This window comes from Mesorhizobium sp., from assembly GCF_041661565.1.
Lineage (GTDB): Bacteria > Pseudomonadota > Alphaproteobacteria > Rhizobiales > Rhizobiaceae > Mesorhizobium.
The window spans coordinates 1-15,394 of sequence record NZ_JBAZUD010000023.1 but is presented as its reverse complement, the minus strand read 5'-3'; the positions used below and the strand labels follow the sequence as shown (position 1 = coordinate 15,394).

General features: G+C 63.6%; 15 protein-coding genes and 1 pseudogene. 8 read left to right on the top strand and 8 right to left on the bottom strand.

Going from position 1 to position 15,394, the window contains the following annotated elements; translation table 11 throughout:
• The first annotated feature begins 97 nt into the window (after positions 1 to 97).
• The 3 genes from mltG (at position 98) to gmk (ending at position 3,052) form a co-directional block, all read left to right on the top strand.
• Positions 98 to 1,345, top strand: a complete 1,248-nt coding sequence (gene mltG, locus WC739_RS06505) for an endolytic transglycosylase MltG (RefSeq protein WP_372952199.1) — start codon at positions 98 to 100, stop codon at positions 1,343 to 1,345.
• Positions 1,346 to 1,501: 156 nt separating this feature from the next.
• Positions 1,502 to 2,392: a YicC/YloC family endoribonuclease gene (locus WC739_RS06500; RefSeq protein WP_372952198.1), complete on the top strand. Its 891-nt coding sequence runs from the start codon at positions 1,502 to 1,504 to the stop codon at positions 2,390 to 2,392.
• 3 nt (positions 2,393 to 2,395) lie between these two features.
• Positions 2,396 to 3,052 (top strand): guanylate kinase, encoded by a 657-nt coding sequence (gmk, locus tag WC739_RS06495; protein ID WP_372952197.1) that lies wholly within the window; start codon positions 2,396 to 2,398, stop codon positions 3,050 to 3,052.
• A gap of 5 nt (positions 3,053 to 3,057) precedes the next feature.
• On the opposite strand, the gene WC739_RS06490 is transcribed toward gmk, so the two are convergent.
• From WC739_RS06490 to WC739_RS06455, 8 genes are all read right to left on the bottom strand, one after another.
• Entirely contained in the window at positions 3,058 to 3,318 is a 261-nt protein-coding gene (locus WC739_RS06490) for a hypothetical protein (RefSeq protein ID WP_372952196.1), read from the bottom strand.
• A gap of 26 nt (positions 3,319 to 3,344) precedes the next feature.
• The gene (gene rsmA / locus WC739_RS06485; protein WP_372952195.1) at positions 3,345 to 4,181 is read right to left on the bottom strand and encodes a 16S rRNA (adenine(1518)-N(6)/adenine(1519)-N(6))-dimethyltransferase RsmA; all 837 of its coding nucleotides are present in this window, start codon (positions 4,179 to 4,181) and stop codon (positions 3,345 to 3,347) included.
• 25 nt (positions 4,182 to 4,206) lie between these two features.
• Entirely contained in the window at positions 4,207 to 5,223 is a 1,017-nt protein-coding gene (gene pdxA, locus WC739_RS06480; RefSeq protein WP_372952194.1) for a 4-hydroxythreonine-4-phosphate dehydrogenase PdxA, read from the bottom strand.
• Positions 5,224 to 5,236: 13 nt separating this feature from the next.
• Positions 5,237 to 6,172 carry a SurA N-terminal domain-containing protein gene (locus tag WC739_RS06475; protein WP_372952193.1) on the bottom strand — a complete coding sequence of 312 codons (936 nt, stop codon included), beginning with the start codon at positions 6,170 to 6,172 and terminating at the stop codon, positions 5,237 to 5,239.
• Between the two features lie 87 nt (positions 6,173 to 6,259).
• On the bottom strand, positions 6,260 to 8,695 hold the full coding sequence (locus tag WC739_RS06470) for an LPS-assembly protein LptD (RefSeq protein WP_372952192.1): 2,436 nt from the start codon (positions 8,693 to 8,695) through the stop codon (positions 6,260 to 6,262).
• Complete coding sequence (lptG, locus tag WC739_RS06465; RefSeq protein WP_372952227.1) at positions 8,695 to 9,780, bottom strand: LPS export ABC transporter permease LptG; 1,086 nt, start codon at positions 9,778 to 9,780, stop codon at positions 8,695 to 8,697. The genes WC739_RS06470 and lptG overlap by 1 nt, the downstream gene beginning before the upstream one ends.
• Positions 9,777 to 10,979, bottom strand: a complete 1,203-nt coding sequence (lptF, locus tag WC739_RS06460; RefSeq protein ID WP_372952191.1) for an LPS export ABC transporter permease LptF — start codon at positions 10,977 to 10,979, stop codon at positions 9,777 to 9,779. The genes lptG and lptF overlap by 4 nt, the downstream gene beginning before the upstream one ends.
• A 31-nt stretch (positions 10,980 to 11,010) precedes the next feature.
• Positions 11,011 to 11,340 carry a hypothetical protein gene (locus WC739_RS06455; protein ID WP_372952190.1) on the bottom strand — a complete coding sequence of 110 codons (330 nt, stop codon included), beginning with the start codon at positions 11,338 to 11,340 and terminating at the stop codon, positions 11,011 to 11,013.
• On the opposite strand from WC739_RS06455, the gene WC739_RS06450 reads away from it, so the two are divergent.
• From WC739_RS06450 to WC739_RS06430, 5 genes and pseudogenes are all read left to right on the top strand, one after another.
• Positions 11,332 to 12,828 carry a leucyl aminopeptidase gene (locus WC739_RS06450; protein WP_372952226.1) on the top strand — a complete coding sequence of 499 codons (1,497 nt, stop codon included), beginning with the start codon at positions 11,332 to 11,334 and terminating at the stop codon, positions 12,826 to 12,828. The two genes, WC739_RS06455 and WC739_RS06450, sit on opposite strands and share 9 nt — an antisense overlap.
• A 28-nt stretch (positions 12,829 to 12,856) precedes the next feature.
• Positions 12,857 to 13,306, top strand: a complete 450-nt coding sequence (locus WC739_RS06445) for a DNA polymerase III subunit chi (protein ID WP_372952189.1) — start codon at positions 12,857 to 12,859, stop codon at positions 13,304 to 13,306.
• 238 nt (positions 13,307 to 13,544) lie between these two features.
• On the top strand, positions 13,545 to 14,156 hold the full coding sequence (locus WC739_RS06440; RefSeq protein ID WP_372952188.1) for a hypothetical protein: 612 nt from the start codon (positions 13,545 to 13,547) through the stop codon (positions 14,154 to 14,156).
• A complete protein-coding gene (locus tag WC739_RS06435; protein ID WP_372952187.1) occupies positions 14,153 to 15,001 on the top strand; it encodes a 23S rRNA (adenine(2030)-N(6))-methyltransferase RlmJ in 849 nt (282 codons plus the stop codon). Before WC739_RS06440 ends, WC739_RS06435 begins: the two co-directional genes overlap by 4 nt.
• 172 nt (positions 15,002 to 15,173) lie before the next feature.
• Positions 15,174 to 15,394 (top strand): annotated as a pseudogene (locus WC739_RS06430) (hypothetical protein); the annotation flags it as partial.

Here is a 15,394-nt window from a genome sequence, read left to right as displayed (position 1 = left end):
GAGCCGCCGGGCGACGCGGTGGCGTGTCGTCAATTTTGCCATATTCGCCCCTACTCTGCCGCAGGGGATTCGTTGGGCGATCAAACGGCAGGGCAAGATGAACACAAATCCGGCGGGCAGCGGGGAATTCGGGCGAGGTCCGACGTCGGGACCGATCGTGCCAAAGACGGCCAACGAGGCTTTGCGCCCGGAAGCCGGGACTCCGCCGCCGAAGCGTTCGCGTGCATCGCGCAGCCAGTTCGTCGTGTTCATGAACTTCGTCATCTCCTCGGTGATGCTGATGGTTCTGGCTGCCGGCGTCGCCCTTTATCTCGGCAAGCAAGCGTTCACCGAGTCCGGTCCGTCCGCCAATGGCGACACGTTCCTGGTCAAGCCCAATACCGGCGTCCAGGATATAGCCGACCAGCTCGAACGCCGCGGACTGATCAGCGACGCCCGCGTCTTCCGCCTCGGCGTGCGTGCCTTTGGCAATGATTCGGCGCTGAAGGCCGGCGAGTACGAGATCAAGCCCGGGGCTTCCATGCGCGACATCATGGAGCTTCTGAAGAGCGGCAAGTCGGTGATGTATTCGCTGACCATCCCGGAAGGGCTGACGGTTGAGCAGGCGCTGAAGCGCATCGCCGACGAGGCAGCCTTGACCGGCGACATGCCGGCCGCGACCCCTCCCGAGGGCAGCCTTGCCACCGACACGCTGCGCTTCACCCGCGGCGCGACGCGCCAGCAGATGGTCGATAAGCTGCTCGCGGATCAAAAGCGCCTGGTCGAGGACGTCTGGGCGCGGCGCGCATCCGATCTTCCGCTTGCCAACATCGAGGAGTTCGTCACCCTGGCCTCGATCGTCGAGAAGGAAACGGGCAAGGGCGACGAACGCTCCCGCGTGGCCGCCGTTTTCCTGAACCGGCTGGCCAAGGGCATGCGCCTGCAATCCGACCCAACCATCATCTATGGCCTGTTCGGCGGCGAGGGCAAGCCAGCGGACCGGCCCATCTACCAGTCGGATATCCAAAAGCAGACGCCCTACAACACATACATGATCAGCGGCCTGCCACCGACGCCGATCGCAAATCCTGGCCGGGCCGCGCTCGAGGCCGTCGCCAATCCGTCCAAGACCGACGATCTCTATTTCGTTGCCGATGGGACCGGCGGGCATGTCTTCGCGGCGACGCTGGAAGAGCACAACGAGAACGTAGCCCGCTATCGCGCCTTGCAGAAGAAGCAGGCCGATGACGCCGCCAAGGCGGCCGCGGCCGCCGGCAGCAATGGCGACAAGCCGGCCGACGCCAGCACCGCCGACAAGCCGGCCGATGGCAGTGACGACGCCGGTGATGCTGGCGCTGCCGATTAAGATGACGAAAGGCGTTGCCTTGACCGCAATGCCCTGACATTTGGAAGAGCGCCGCGTTCCGATGTGGACGCGCCCGCGCTGGATTACTTTTCAAGCAGCATTGCTTCCCTTTCCGGTGACCGGTCGAGGGTGATGCGCCAGGGGTTTGTGGGCTATATGAATTTGCAAAGCATGACCGGTTTTGCTCGTGCCGTTGCCGAGCATGAAGGCACGTCGATCGCCTGGGAGGTCAAGTCCGTCAACGGCAAGAGCGTCGAAGTGCGTCTGCGGCTGCCGCAAGGGTTCGAGCAGCTGGAGCCGGCCGTCAGGCAGACGCTGCAGAAGCGATTTTCGCGCGGCAATTTCCAGGCCACGCTGACAATCGGCCGCGCCGCCGGTTCCCAGGCGCAGCCGGTCGTCAATGAGGCGTTTCTGAAGGATCTGGCCGGGCTCGCCAAACGCTTGCAGGAGCAGTTCGGCGTGGCGCCAGCGACGGCCGACGGGCTGCTTTCGCTGCGCGGCGTCCTCGACATTCCCGAAACCGTCGAGACCGAAGAGGCGCGGGCAGCGCTGGATATCGCGATCACGGCCGCGCTCGAGCGGGCCCTGAATGGACTGGAGCAAGCGCGGCAGGGCGAAGGCGCGGCATTGGCCACTTTGCTGCTCGGACATGTCGACACGATCGAGGCGCTGACACTGCGGGCAGAGGCGGATCCGTCACGCGAAACGGCGGCCATCCGCGAGCGGATCGCCGAACAGGTCGGCCTGTTGTTGGACGCTTCAGCCGGCCTGGACGCCAGCCGCCTGCACATGGAGGCGGCCTTCCTTGCCACCAAAGCTGACATTCGCGAAGAGATCGATCGGCTGAAGACGCACGTCGCATCCGCTCGCGCGCTGCTCGGGCAAGGCGGTGCTGTCGGACGCAAGCTCGATTTTCTGGCACAGGAATTTAACCGCGAATCGAATACGCTCTGCTCGAAGTCCAACGCTGCGGCCGTCACCGCGATCGGGTTGGAGTTGAAGGCGGTGGTCGACCAGTTTCGCGAACAAGTCCAGAATCTGGAGTAGCCGATGGTTGCCAAGGATTTGGGGTCCCGCATTCGCCGGCGAGGCCTGATGCTCGTCCTGTCGTCGCCGTCCGGCGCCGGCAAGTCGACGATCGCGCGCAATCTTCTGGAAAGCGATTCCAGCCTCGAACTGTCGGTTTCGGTCACCACAAGGCCCCGCCGCGGCAGTGAGATCGAGGGCGTTCACTATCATTTCCGCACGATGCGCGAGTTCGAGCGGCTGCGCGATTCGGACGCGCTGCTCGAATGGGCCGAGGTGCATGGCAACTGCTACGCGACGCCGCGCGAGCCGGCCGAACTGGCGCTGGCGCAAGGCCGCGACATGCTGTTCGACATCGATTGGCAGGGCGCGCAGCAGCTGAAGGAAAAGATGCGCGCCGACATTGTCTCGATCTTCATCCTGCCGCCGTCGATGAAGGAATTGAAGTCGCGGCTGAAACGCCGCGCCGAGGACCAGGAAGCGGTGATCGAGACGCGCCTGAAAAACGCCCGCAACGAGATCGAGCACTGGAAGGAATATGATTTCGTCATCATCAATGACGATCTCGACCGTGCCTTCGCGGAAGTGCGCGGTATCGTTATTGCCGAGCGTCTGCGACGGGACCGCCGGCCGGGCCTGTTCGATTTCGTGTCGGGGCTGCTGGACGAGCAGACGAACTGAACCCGCTATGGGGTGCCGGCGCGATAGCCGGGCAGGCGCACGCTGTCGGCAGGAGTCAGATGTTCGACGATCTGCACCTTGTCGGTCCATTCGATGTTCGGATAGTACTCCCGCATTCCTGAAGGCATGACATCCTTTGTCCATTCGCTGGCGCGACCGACAAATTGCGCGGCCTCGGCGAGCGGCATCTGCGTGCAGCGCGTGACCCACACGATGGTCGTTCGGCTGACATCGCCGTCACAGACATAGCGCATATAGCCCGTCACGATCGGCGTTTCTCGCCAGCGTGCTGTCAGACCGTGTTGGTGAGGCGAACGAATTCCTCGACGCTCAAGGTCTCGGCCCGCCTCGTCGGATCGATGCCTGCGCGTTCGAGCAACGCCTCGCCGCCCAGGCTTTTCACACTCTGCCTCAGCATCTTCCGGCGTTGGCCGAAGGCGGCTTCGGTGACGCGGCCGAGTTTTTTGACATCGGCGGGCAGGGGCATCGCTCGCGGCTCCAGATGCACCACAGAGGAGGTCACCTTGGGCGGCGGCGTGAACGCCTGTGGCGGCACGTCGAAGGCGATCCTGGCCTGCGTGCGCCAGCCCGCGAGCACGCCAAGCCTGCCATAGGCATCGCTGCCGGGCGGGGCGACGATTCGCTGAGCCACCTCACGCTGGAACATCAGTGTCATCGAGAGGTAAAAGGGCGGCCACTCCGTGACCGTCAGCCACCGAACCAGCAGTTCCGTACCGATGTTGTAGGGCAGGTTGGCAACGATCCTGACCGGCCCGCCACCGTCCGGCGTACCGGCCAGCGCCGAAAAATCCGTCTTCAACGCATCGCCGGCAATGATCTCCAGTCGGCCCGGATAATGATCCGAGATTTCGGCGAGCGCCGCCAGGCAGCGCTCGTCGCGCTCGATGGCGATGACGCGGCGCGCGCCATGCGAGAGCAGCGCCCGGGTCAAGCCGCCGGGTCCGGGCCCGACCTCGATCACCGTGCAGCGGGTCAGGTCACCCGCTGTCCGTGCGATCTTGCCGGTGAGATTGAGGTCGAACAGGAAGTTCTGGCCGAGCGCCTTCTTCGCCTGCAATCCGTGGCGCTCGATGACGTCGCGCAGCGGCGGCAGGCCGTCGATGCTCATGCGCCGAGGTCCGGGCAGGAGGCGTTCACGCGGCGGCGGCCTTTGCGTCGGTGTCCGCCAGCAGCCTGGCAAGTTTCAGCGCCGCGATCAGGCTGTCGGGGCGCGCCACGCCCTTGCCGGCGATGTCGAAGGCGGTGCCGTGGTCGGGCGACGTCCTGATAAAGGGCAGGCCGAGCGTCACGTTGACGGCCTCGTCGAAGGCCAACGCCTTGGCCGGGATCAATGCCTGGTCGTGGTACATGCAAAGGGCGACGTCGTAGCCGGCCCGAGCCCGGGCGTGGAACAGCGTGTCGGCGGGCAGGGGGCCGAAGGCATCGATGCCCTGCGCGCGCAAGATGTCGACGGCCGGCCGCACGATGCGCTCATCCTCGAGGCCCATGGCGCCGCCTTCGCCGGCATGCGGGTTGAGCCCGGCAATGGCCAGCCTGGGCCTGGCAATGCCGAAGCGGCTGACGAGGTCGGCGGCGGTGATGCGCGCGGTGGCGACGATCAAGTCGGTGGTCAGCGCCTTCGGCACTTCGGCCAGCGCTATGTGGATGGTGACGGGAACGGTGCGAAGGTCGGGACCGGCCAGCATCATCACCGGCATCGCCTCGACGCCGCTGTGGCGGGCCGCCAGATGCGCCAGATATTCGGTGTGGCCGGGAAAGCGGAAGCCGGCATCGTAGAGCGGCTTCTTGGCGATCGGGCAAGTGACGACGGCCGCCGCCTCGCCTGCAAGGCAGTCGGCGACGGCGCGGTCGATGGCCTCGATGGTGGCGGCCGCATTGGCCGGCTCCGGCATGCCAGGGCTGTCGATGCAACGGGCGGCCAGCGCGACGACCGGCAGGGCTCGCGCGAAGACCCGCGCCGCCTCCGCCGACGTGGTCTCGACGATCGGCAGCGAAATGCCGAGGCGGCGCGCCCGTGAGGCGATCAGGGCCGGATCGGCCAGCAGGTAAAACGGAGGCAGGCCCGCGGGGTCGCGCGCCATATAGGCCGCGATGGCGATTTCAGGCCCAATCCCGGACGGATCGCCGGCGCTCAGCGCGAGCGATGTCATCGCATCGCCCACGTCAGCGCTTGACGATGCGGGCTTTCGCCTTCAGCTCTTCGACATATTTGTTGCTGAGCTCGTCGGCGTTCTTGTCGCTGGAGCCTTCGTTCTGGAACACCATCTGTGCCACCTTGTCGTCCGACACTTCGCGTGACGAGCAGATGCCGATGAATTCAACGCCGCGATCGGTCTCGCGGGTGACAGTGGCGCCACCGACCTTGGTTGCCTTGATCTGCTCTGCCCAGTCCGACGGCAGTTGCGGCGCCAGCACGCGGCCCAGATCGCGAACGGTGACGTCGATCAGGCCCTTGGCGAACTCATGCGTCGTGCCGCAGCCATTGAAGCGGGCGCGCATGGCGTCGGCCTCACGCTTGCGCTTGGCCAGCGTGGCGCTGCGTTCGGCGGCGGGGACGACGAAAATGACCTGCTGCAGCATGTACTCGGTGGCGCTCGGCTTGGAGCCGCCCTTCTCCAGCATCTTCCGGACGAGGTCCTGTTCGGTGACCTTACCCGTGCCGTCGCCGGACCGGTAGCGCGCGCTCAAGGCCTGGTTCCAGGCCATCTGCGCGCGTATGAATTCCTTGAAATGGCCCTTGGTGACGCCGGATTTCTCCATCACACCGTCGAGCTGGCTGAGCTGCATCTTGTTGTTGGTTGCAAAGCGCTGGTAAGCGGCCTCGACCTGAGCGTCGCTGATGCGGATGCCAAGTCGCTTGGCCTCGGCCATTCGCAAGGTCTGGTCGATCATTTCCTGGCCGGCGTCGCCCTTCTTGCGCTGCAGCTTCAGGAAAGCGGCCCGATGCGCGATGTCGCCCGTGGTGACGGGAATGTCGTTGACCACGTATTTGATCTCGCTGGCGAAAGCCGGCGGCGTCATCACCGTGATCGACACGGATGTCGCTGCCACAAGCAACGCGAACCCGGCTGAAAAGACGTATTTCCTCATCGTTGGCATCCCAATTTTATCCCGGCTCCGCCCAATTTCATCGTTTCCGGCGCGCGAAACCGGTGCCAGCCCTATGCGGCAAAACGATGTCGCCGACTACTGGATCGTGTCGACGGCATTGGTCGACGAGCCGAAATCGCCCAAGGTGCGGAACGACAGGTTGAAGCCGATGCTCTGCGTCACCTCCCTGGTGTTCAGGTCGCGCGACTGCGAGTAAGTCATCAGATAGGTGAAGCAGGAATCATTGTAGGCGAAGCCGACGCCGTCCTTGACCAGCAGGCTCTCCTGCAGATCGTAGGTTCCTGTCCCGAAGACGCGCCAGTTCTCGGCAAGGTGCGTCGAAGCGCCCAGCGTGACCTCGTGGCGATCGGTCGTGAAGCCATAAAGGGGCTGGGCTTCAATGAACGCGTATTTGGCGCTCAGCGAAACTGGCAGGCCGGAATAGGCGGCCTTCACCTCGGCACGGCGAACCTCGAAGGTCTGTTCGTCGAAACGGCCGCTGACCGAGGCTGCGAAGCCGTTGGGGCTGTTGATGCCGAACAGGCCGACATAGTCGGACTTGGAGTTCTCCAGCCCGGAATAGGCGCCGACATTGACCAGGTCCGGCGCGGCGTACGAGTTGTCGCCACCAATCTGGTAGGACTGGCCGACAATGGCGTTGGTGCCCCAGCCATTGTTGTACGAGCCGGAATAGCGCACTCCGACATTGGCGCGCGAACCGCCTTCGATGCGGTCGTAGCCGGAGAACTTGTCGCGCTCGAACAATGTGGTGGCGTCGAAGACCATGCTCTGTGCGTCTTCGTTGGGAATGGCGAGGCCGCCGACATATTGTTCGTTGGGACGCACGAAGACCTGGGCCATCGGCTCGAACACATGGCTCGAACTGATGCCCGAAAACAGCACCGGCCAACGCATTTCGAGCCCGGCGGTCGCCATGTAGCGCGAAAATGACGAGCGCGTGTCATCTTGCTCGCCCAGATTGGTCGCCATCTGATTGATGGCGGCGAGAGAACCGGATGAGGCGTTGACGTAGTCTGCGTCGCCTTGCAGGGCCAGCAAAGGCGTCAGCACCAGCCCGCCATCGGTGATGAATGTCCGCTTCCACTCGGCCTCGGCGGTGAGGCGGCCGGATTCACCTTCGATGCCGCGCACACGCTGCGTGCCAGACGCGGGAACGTATGGGTCGAAGTAGGTCTCATCGAGATCGTCGCGACGAAGAACGCGCGCGTTGACGTTGAGCGACAACTGGCCGCCACCCACCGAGACATCCGGGATATAGGCGTAGTCCAGCGAAGGCAGCACCCAGGGCTGCTGGCCATTTCGCGCGGCGGGATTGCTGTCGAGCGTGTCTTCCTGAACCTCGAAATGCATGGCGCGCACATCGAAATAGTTCCGGCCATTGAGGCCCGTCAGGTAGACCGACGACTGGTGGACGGACGCATTGTATTTTTCGATGTTGTACGTATTCGAGAAATTCTTGTCGGTCTGCAGCAGCACGTCCCAGCCGAAATCCCATCGTGGATTGATGGCGAAATTGCCCTGGGTGCCCATCATGCCGCGGAATTTGTTCGGATCTCCGACTTCTCCCGAATTGACGTTGTGGCCCAAGCTGCCGGGGAAGCCTTGCTGGTCGACGAAGGCATCGGGATCCTGCTGCTGAATCCCGGCGATCTTCAGGGTGTACTCGCCATTGTTGAACCGCTGGCGCCACTCGGCCTCGCCGAGGAAGCCTTGCTTGGTATAGCCGGTGCCGGTGACGGTCAGGTCATAAGTCGGTGCCAGCGCCAGGTAATAGGGGATCTTGACGCCGACGCCGAGATCGCTCTGGTAGACGATGCCGGGGATCAGGAAGCCGCTCTTGCGCTTCACGGTCGGGTCGGCGATCTCGAATGCGGGCAGATAGGCGAGCGGGAAGCCGAAGAATTCGAAATTCGCGTTCTCGAAGCGAACAGTCTTCTTCTCACCGTTCCAGATGATCTTCCTGGCCTTGACGCGCCATGTCGGCGCCTTGTCGGGCTTGTCCTCGCACGGTTCGCAAGCGGTGTAGACGCCATTGTGGAACGTGGTCAGCACGCCGCCCATGCGCTCGGCGCTTTCGGCGGCGAAATAGGCCTTGTCGATGGTCTCGACGCGCAACGCGTTGACGAAGCCGTCGGCGAAATCATCGGTGATGTCGACATGCTGCGAATTGATCTTGGTGCCGTCACTGTTGACGACCTCGACATTGCCGCTGGCCACAAGCCGCTTGGTCTTACGGTTGTACTCGACACGCTGGGCGACAAGGCGATTGCCGCCGTAGTCGATCTGCACGGCGCCGACAGCGGTCACGGTCTGGTTGTCGTTGTTGTAGACCAGCGTATCGGCGGCCAGCAACATCTGCGAGCCCGACGGGACCTTGGCCGCCATCTCGGAAACGTCCTGCGCGAGAGCCGGCAACGGGACCGCGCAGGCAAGCAGGCACGCCAAGGCGCTCGCCGCGTAGAGGCGCGCCAAAACGGGCTGCCTGTTGCTGGGCAAAAACGCCTCCCTCACTAGCCGTCTTCCTTGTATAGCAGGAAAGTCACCCCGAAGAACATAGCTACCACGACCGGCACCCAGGCGGCTACAACAGTCGGCACAAACCCCGCGATGCCGAATGCCTTGACCAGGACCGAAACGACATAAAGCAGAAACCCGGCCACGATGCCACCCAGAATCATCGTCGCCGACTGCCCCATCCTAGCAAATCGCATTGAAACTGTTGCCGCAATCAGCGTCATGGCGACGAGAAGGAACGGCAACGCCACAAGCGAATCAAACTGCATGGCGAAGGCATTTGCCTTGAGGCCGAACGAGCGGGCAACCTCGATCTTGCCGGGCAGGTCGTAGAAGGGGATTGTTTCGGGCCGCGCCAGACGCTCCTGCACGAATTCCGGCTTTAGATTGGTGGCCACTCGCTCGTTGGCGGTTGCCTGGATCGTCCCATTCTGGAAAGTCTTGACGTTCTGCAATTCCCAATAGCCGTCCCGCAGGAAGGCGCGCTCGGCGTCCTTGCGCGCGACGATGTTGCCTTGCGGGTCGAGAATGAAGAACACGGCATCAGCCATCTCGAGGCCCTGGTTGAGGATCGCCCGCGCGCCGATGATGGTGTCGCCCGCACTGGTTTTCTGCCGGATCCACGGGGCGGCGTCGGCGGAGACCGTATTCGATTTGCCGGAGCGCAATTGGGTCTCGATCTGCTCGGACCAGGAAAAGGCATGCGCCGCGAGCGGATTGATGACGCCCACCGAAAGCACCCCGAACAGCAGCGCCCCGATGCAGCAAGGCAACAGGAATTGCCACGCGGAAACGCCGGCCGAGCGCGCGATGACCAGTTCATAGCGCCGGTTGAGCGAGACCAGCGTTGCCATCGCCGAGAAGAGGCCGACGAAGGGCACCGTCTGCAGCATGATCATCGGCATGCGAAGCCCCGAAATGGCCACCGCCGTTCCGTAGGTGAAGCCGGGCAGCCCCGTGGTGCGGCCCGAAAGCTCGGTGAAGTCGATCAGAAACACCAGCGCGAGCAGGCCGATGAAGAACCAGACCGTGATCGTCACGTAGCGGAAGAAGAAATAGCGGCCCAGCGTCCAGCCCATCAGCCGGCTCCCTGACCAGAAGCGTCACGCCGGGAAAGACGCAGTTTGACGGCATTCCAGCTGTCGCCGATCCGGCTGGCGAAATTTGTCATCCAGTCCGCCCAGGCCACGGGCAACTCCATGGTCCGGTTCGAGACGATGAACCAGATCGCCACCGCGGCCGCGACGATCGGCACGCCGTAGACCATATAGGCGTATTGCGGGATCTCATCGGCCTTGCTGGCGGCGAAGAAGCCCAGCCAACGAACGAACAGCGATATCGCGATGGCCGTGATCAACGGGTTGACCCGCGCCTCGCGATGCGAGCGCGCGTCGCCGGCGACGGCAAGCGCGATGAGCGCGAAGACAATGGAATAGGTCCATTCCGAGAAACGCTGGTCAACCTCGGCCCGGTACTCGTTGGGACTTTGCTGGTAGTGCTTGTCGTTGGCGCTCGGGTTAAGCAGGTACTGTGTCGTCTGGTCCTTCGGCAGCAGCGTCACCGCCGAAGCGGCCGCCATGAAAGCCGACATGTCGAACGCGTAGGAGGTGAACCGGATGACACTGAGGTCGCCGGTCAGGGTTTTGCGATGGATGACGCCGTCATTCATCATCAGCACCTTTTCGCCGCCGCGTTCGATGATGCTGCCGCTCTTGGCGTAATAAACGAGATTGACGCCTTCCTCGCGCGAATCGGCGACGAAGATGCCGCCCAGCCGATTGTTGGGAAGCCGCTCGCCGATCTGCAGGAACAGCCCGTCCTCGATCTTGCGGAACGTCCCCTCCTGGATGATCAGCGACAGCAGGTCGGCGCGAGACGACGCTACCAAAGCGCGGTTTTTCTGGCGGGCATAGGGGTCGATGCCGTTGTCGACGGCAAAGGAGAAGACGCTCGCCGCCAGCGCCAGGAGGATGATCGGCCGCACGATCGTCCAGCGCGAGGCGCCCGAAGCGTTGACGACGGCGAGCTCGGAATCCGAATTCATGACGCTCAATGTCTGGGCGACGGCCACCACCAGCGCGAAAGGCACGACAATCGGGATGATGGAGGGAAGGATCAGGCCTGCAACCTCGAAGAAGGTCAGCGCCGACTGGCCGCTGTCGGTGACCAGATCGATCTTAGCCAGAACCTGCGTCGTCCACACGATCGCCAGCGTCCAGACGAGCGCGGCGATAAAGACCACGAAAGCGCGGCGCATGATGTAGCGTTCAATAACCTTCATGAAGGCTTTTCTCGATTTTCTTCGAACGGCATCATGCCACCGCGCAAGGGTAGCTGTCCGGCGTCGCCTGCACAACTGGCTCCATCAGGTGATCGATCCGGTCCCGTTCCACGTCACCCGCCCAGGCAGCCGGAGTGTCGGCGTCAATGGATAAGAAAGGGAGAACATCGATGGTTAACAACATGTTGCGGCCAAAAGCGGGGCCGGGTCGCCAAGAATCGCCATCGATTCCGTTGGTCATATGGGATGCGGATTTGGCAAAGTCTTGCCAAACGACCGAAAACGACCAAATGTCGCGCTTCGCTTCGAACCGCTTCGCCGCAGGCCAGGTTTTCCCCGAAAGCAGGACATGATGAATCACAGACCGTCGATCGCCTTTGCCAGGATTTCCGTACCCAGGAAGGGCAGCGTCTTCGTGTTGTCGGCGGAGGAGGGCGGACCGAGCGACGCGGCCAAGGCCTGCGATCCGGGCAATACGCTGGAGCGCGCCTTTCCCGTCGCGGAATTCACGGGCAAGTTCGCCGCTGTCGTGGAAGTGCTGGCGCCCGAGGCAAGTTCGCTCGACAGGCTGGTTGCGATCGGCGTCGGCAAGGTATCGGGGCTCGACGAATATGCCTGGCTGAAGCTTGGCGGCACCATCGCGGCATCGCTGCGCAAGGCCGCCGATGTGGCTATTGTGCTCGACCTGGTCGGCGCCTCGCCGAGCGGCAAGGACGCCGCGAGCCTGGCGGCGGGCATTCTGCTGCGCGGCTATTCCTTCGACAAGTACAAGACCAGGAAGGACAAGGACGACGGCAAGGCCGAATCGAAAAAGCCGGTCAAGATAACCATCCATACCGCCGATCCGTCGACCGCCAAGAAGGCTTTCGCCGAGAGCGAGGCGATAGTCGATGGCGTGCTGCTGGCGCGCGATCTGGTCAACGAACCGGCCAACACGCTTGGCCCGGTCGAGTTCGCCGCCCGCGCCAAGGAACTGGAGGCGCTCGGCGTCAAGGTCGAGATCCTGGCCGAGAAGGAGATGAAGAAGCTCGGCATGGGCTCGCTGCTCGGCGTCGCCCAGGGGTCGCCGCGCGGCGCCCGCATGGCGGTCATGCAGTGGAATGGCGGCAAGCCGAAGGACAGTCCGATCGCCTTCGTAGGCAAGGGCGTCACCTTCGATACCGGCGGCAATTCGATGAAGCCCGCCTCGGGCATGGAGGACATGAAAGGCGACATGGGAGGTGCGGCGGCCGTCACCGGCCTGATGCACGCGCTGGCAGCCCGCAAGGCGAAAGCCAATGTCGTCGGCATCATCGGCCTTGTCGAGAACGCCGTCGACGGGCATGCCCAGCGTCCAGGCGATATCGTCACCTCGATGTCGGGCCAGACCATCGAGGTGCTCAACACCGACGCTGAAGGCCGCCTCGTGCTGGCCGATGCGCTCTGGTACTGCAACGACCGCTTCCAGCCGAAATTCATGGTCAACCTGGCGACCCTGACCGGCGCCATCATGGTGGCTCTTGGCCAGCATTATGCCGGCCTGTTTTCCAACGATGACGACCTGGCGGAAAGGCTGGCGGCGGCTGGGCAGGCTACGCAGGAGCGGCTCTGGCGCATGCCGCTCGGCGCCGAATACGACAAGCTGATCGATTCCAAGAACGCCGATATGAAAAATATCGGCGGCCGCTATGGCGGTGCCACCATCGCCGCGCAATTCCTGCAGCGCTTCGTCAAAGACACGCCCTGGGCGCATCTCGACATCGCCGGCACCGCCATGGGCGCGCCGTCCAGCGAGATCAACCAGTCCTGGGGTTCGGGCTTCGGCGTCCGGCTGCTCGACCGGCTGGTGCGCGACAATTATGAACAGTGAGCGCGGGGAGCCGACATAGGCGGAAGCGATGGCCGACGTCTTGTTCTACCACCTGACCGAATCGACGCTGGAGGAGACTCTGCCCGGCCTGCTGGAACGCAGCGTCGACCGTGGCTGGCGCGCCGTGGTGCAGACCGGCACCGAGGAACGGCGCGACGCGCTGGACCAGCATCTGTGGACCTTCCGCGACGATTCGTTCCTGGCGCACGCGACCGACCGCGAGGCCTATCCCGGCGACCAGCCGATCCTGTTGACCACTGGCGACGCCAACCCCAACGGGGCCAGGATACGATTCCTCGTCGACGGCGCGTCGCCGTCCGACCTCAGCGGCTACGAACGTGCGGTGTTCCTGTTCGACGGGCATGACTCGGCTCAGGTCGGGGCCGCGCGGGGACACTGGAAGCTGATGAAGGAGGCCGGCCACGCGGTTACCTACTGGCAGCAGACGCCCGATCGGCGCTGGGAGCGCAAAGCCTGAGGCGCCAACGGCCGCCGTCACCTTGTTGATTTTCGTTCCGACCGGCTGGTCCTGGCGATAGAGGTTTCCAACCGCCCGACGTCCTCACCCTTGCCAGAACGTGTCAACTTGCAAAGAACCTTGACGCTGGTGCGGCTCATGCAGGGATCGCCGGCGAATTTGCGTCCGGCGTTGTCTCCATCGCCTTTTTTTCATTCAGGCGGTATTGGCAAGGCTATGACACTGTTTGGTGATGTGAATGCGCTTTCTCTTTGTCCTGATCCTGCTTGCCGGCGCCGGCGTTGGTGTCATTTATCCCTGGGCGATGACCAATTTCTCCGGTCGTGAGATCGGCACCTGGCGGGTCTACGAGCAGGGTCGCTTCAAACCGGTGACGGTGGCTCTCGCCAGCGGCGACGCTCCGGTGCGGGTGCTGGTCGATTTGACGGCTCGCGCCGAACGCATCGTTTCGCAGCAGCGCACCGTGCTGACGCTGACCGCCGCCACCAATGGCCGCACGGTGCTGGCGTCGACCCTTCAATTCAATCATTCCGACAACCCGCGGCAGGCCAGCCCGCAACTGCCCGACAAGATCTTCCGCGATGAGGCCGGCGTGATCGCCACCGTCAGTCCTGGCCCCTATATTTTCACCGTCGGCCAGGGCGACGCGGAGGACGTTCCGATGCGCGCGGTCGATCTCATCTTGCGCTCCGGTGCGGGCGAGGCCGACGCGCGTGCGCGGCCGATTGGTCTCGCCCTGCTGGCCATCGGTTTGGTCGGGTTGCTGCTGACCCTGCGCTCTGGTGGCGGCAGGCCGGAAAATCCGAACTCGCAGCCGCCACCGCCGCGCTGGGGCAGGGGATCCAAGTGAATTATCGTCACGCCTATCACGCCGGAAATTTCGCCGATGTCGTCAAGCATGTCGTGCTGACGCGACTGCTCGAATATCTCAAGCAGAAAGACAAGGCGTTTCGCATCATCGACACCCATGCCGGCATTGGCCGCTACGACCTGTCTTCGGTCGAAGCGCAGAAGACCGGCGAGTGGTTGGGCGGCATCGGCCGGCTGATCGATGCGCCGCTCGGCGCACCGGTGGCAGGCCTGTTGGCGCCCTATCTTGACGCTGTGCGCGCCCTCAATCCCGATGGCGGCATCCAGAAATATCCGGGCTCGCCGCTGATTGCGCGCCATCTCATGCGCAAGCAGGATCGATTGTCGGCGATCGAACTGCATCCCAAGGATGTCGCGAAACTGAGGACCCTCTTCGCCGGCGATTTCCAGACCAGGATCATCGAGCTCGACGGCTGGCTGGCGCTGGGCGCGCATCTTCCGCCCAAGGAAAAGCGCGGCCTGGTGCTGATCGATCCACCCTATGAGGAATCGGGAGAGTTCGATCGCCTTGTCGACGGGCTGGCAAGGGCGCACAGGCGATGGCCCGGCGGCATCTATGCGCTGTGGTATCCAATCAAGGACCGCAAGGCGATCATCGCCTTCAGGAAAGCGCTGAAACAATCCGGCATCCCGAGGCTGCTCGACATCGAATTCGAGATCAGGCCGGCCTCTTCGGAACCCAGTCTCGACGGCAGCGGCATGGTGGTGGTCAACCCGCCCTTCACGCTGGAGGGCGAATTGAGGGTTCTGTTGCCGGCGCTGCACAGAGTGCTCGCCCTGGCGAAGCCGGCGCATTGGTCGCTGGAGTGGCTGGCCGGCGAGTAGCGTTGCGGGCCGTACTTGCCCTCCTGGATCCGAACGGGCCGATGGCATTCCGGCTCCCCCGAGCCTGCATTGGCCGAAAGGCACTTCAACCGGGAACCCATCGCCGATACAACCGCTTGACCGCCGCCAAGCGAATCCGCACAGTGCGCGCAATCGTTCAAATGAGGCTGCCATGACTCGCTTCGCTAAATCCGCGCTCGCCGCACTGCTCGCCCTGTGCGCTCCACTGGCCGCGCCCCTTGGCGTCACGCAGGCGGTGCATGCGGCCGATCTTCAGGTCTATTCCGATGAAGACAGCGGCGTCTGTGGCGAAGCCTGGGTGCTCAACAAGATCACCAGCCGCTTTTCCTATCAGGTGCATCACGTCCCGCATCTGCCGGACGTGCGGATCAC

Bases quoted from the DNA above. Each gene is read 5' to 3' on its own strand.
- mltG (WP_372952199.1), top strand. From the start codon at position 98: ATGAACACAAATCCGGCGGGCAGCGGGGAATTCGGGCGAGGTCCGACG.
- WC739_RS06500 (WP_372952198.1), top strand. From the start codon at position 1,502: ATGAATTTGCAAAGCATGACCGGTTTTGCTCGTGCCGTTGCCGAGCAT.
- gmk (WP_372952197.1), top strand. From the start codon at position 2,396: ATGGTTGCCAAGGATTTGGGGTCCCGCATTCGCCGGCGAGGCCTGATG.
- rsmA (WP_372952195.1), bottom strand. From the start codon at position 4,181: ATGAGCATCGACGGCCTGCCGCCGCTGCGCGACGTCATCGAGCGCCAC.
- pdxA (WP_372952194.1), bottom strand. From the start codon at position 5,223: ATGACATCGCTCGCGCTGAGCGCCGGCGATCCGTCCGGGATTGGGCCT.
- WC739_RS06475 (WP_372952193.1), bottom strand. From the start codon at position 6,172: ATGCCAACGATGAGGAAATACGTCTTTTCAGCCGGGTTCGCGTTGCTT.
- lptF (WP_372952191.1), bottom strand. From the start codon at position 10,979: ATGAAGGTTATTGAACGCTACATCATGCGCCGCGCTTTCGTGGTCTTT.
- WC739_RS06450 (WP_372952226.1), top strand. From the start codon at position 11,332: ATGAATCACAGACCGTCGATCGCCTTTGCCAGGATTTCCGTACCCAGG.
- WC739_RS06445 (WP_372952189.1), top strand. From the start codon at position 12,857: ATGGCCGACGTCTTGTTCTACCACCTGACCGAATCGACGCTGGAGGAG.
- WC739_RS06440 (WP_372952188.1), top strand. From the start codon at position 13,545: ATGCGCTTTCTCTTTGTCCTGATCCTGCTTGCCGGCGCCGGCGTTGGT.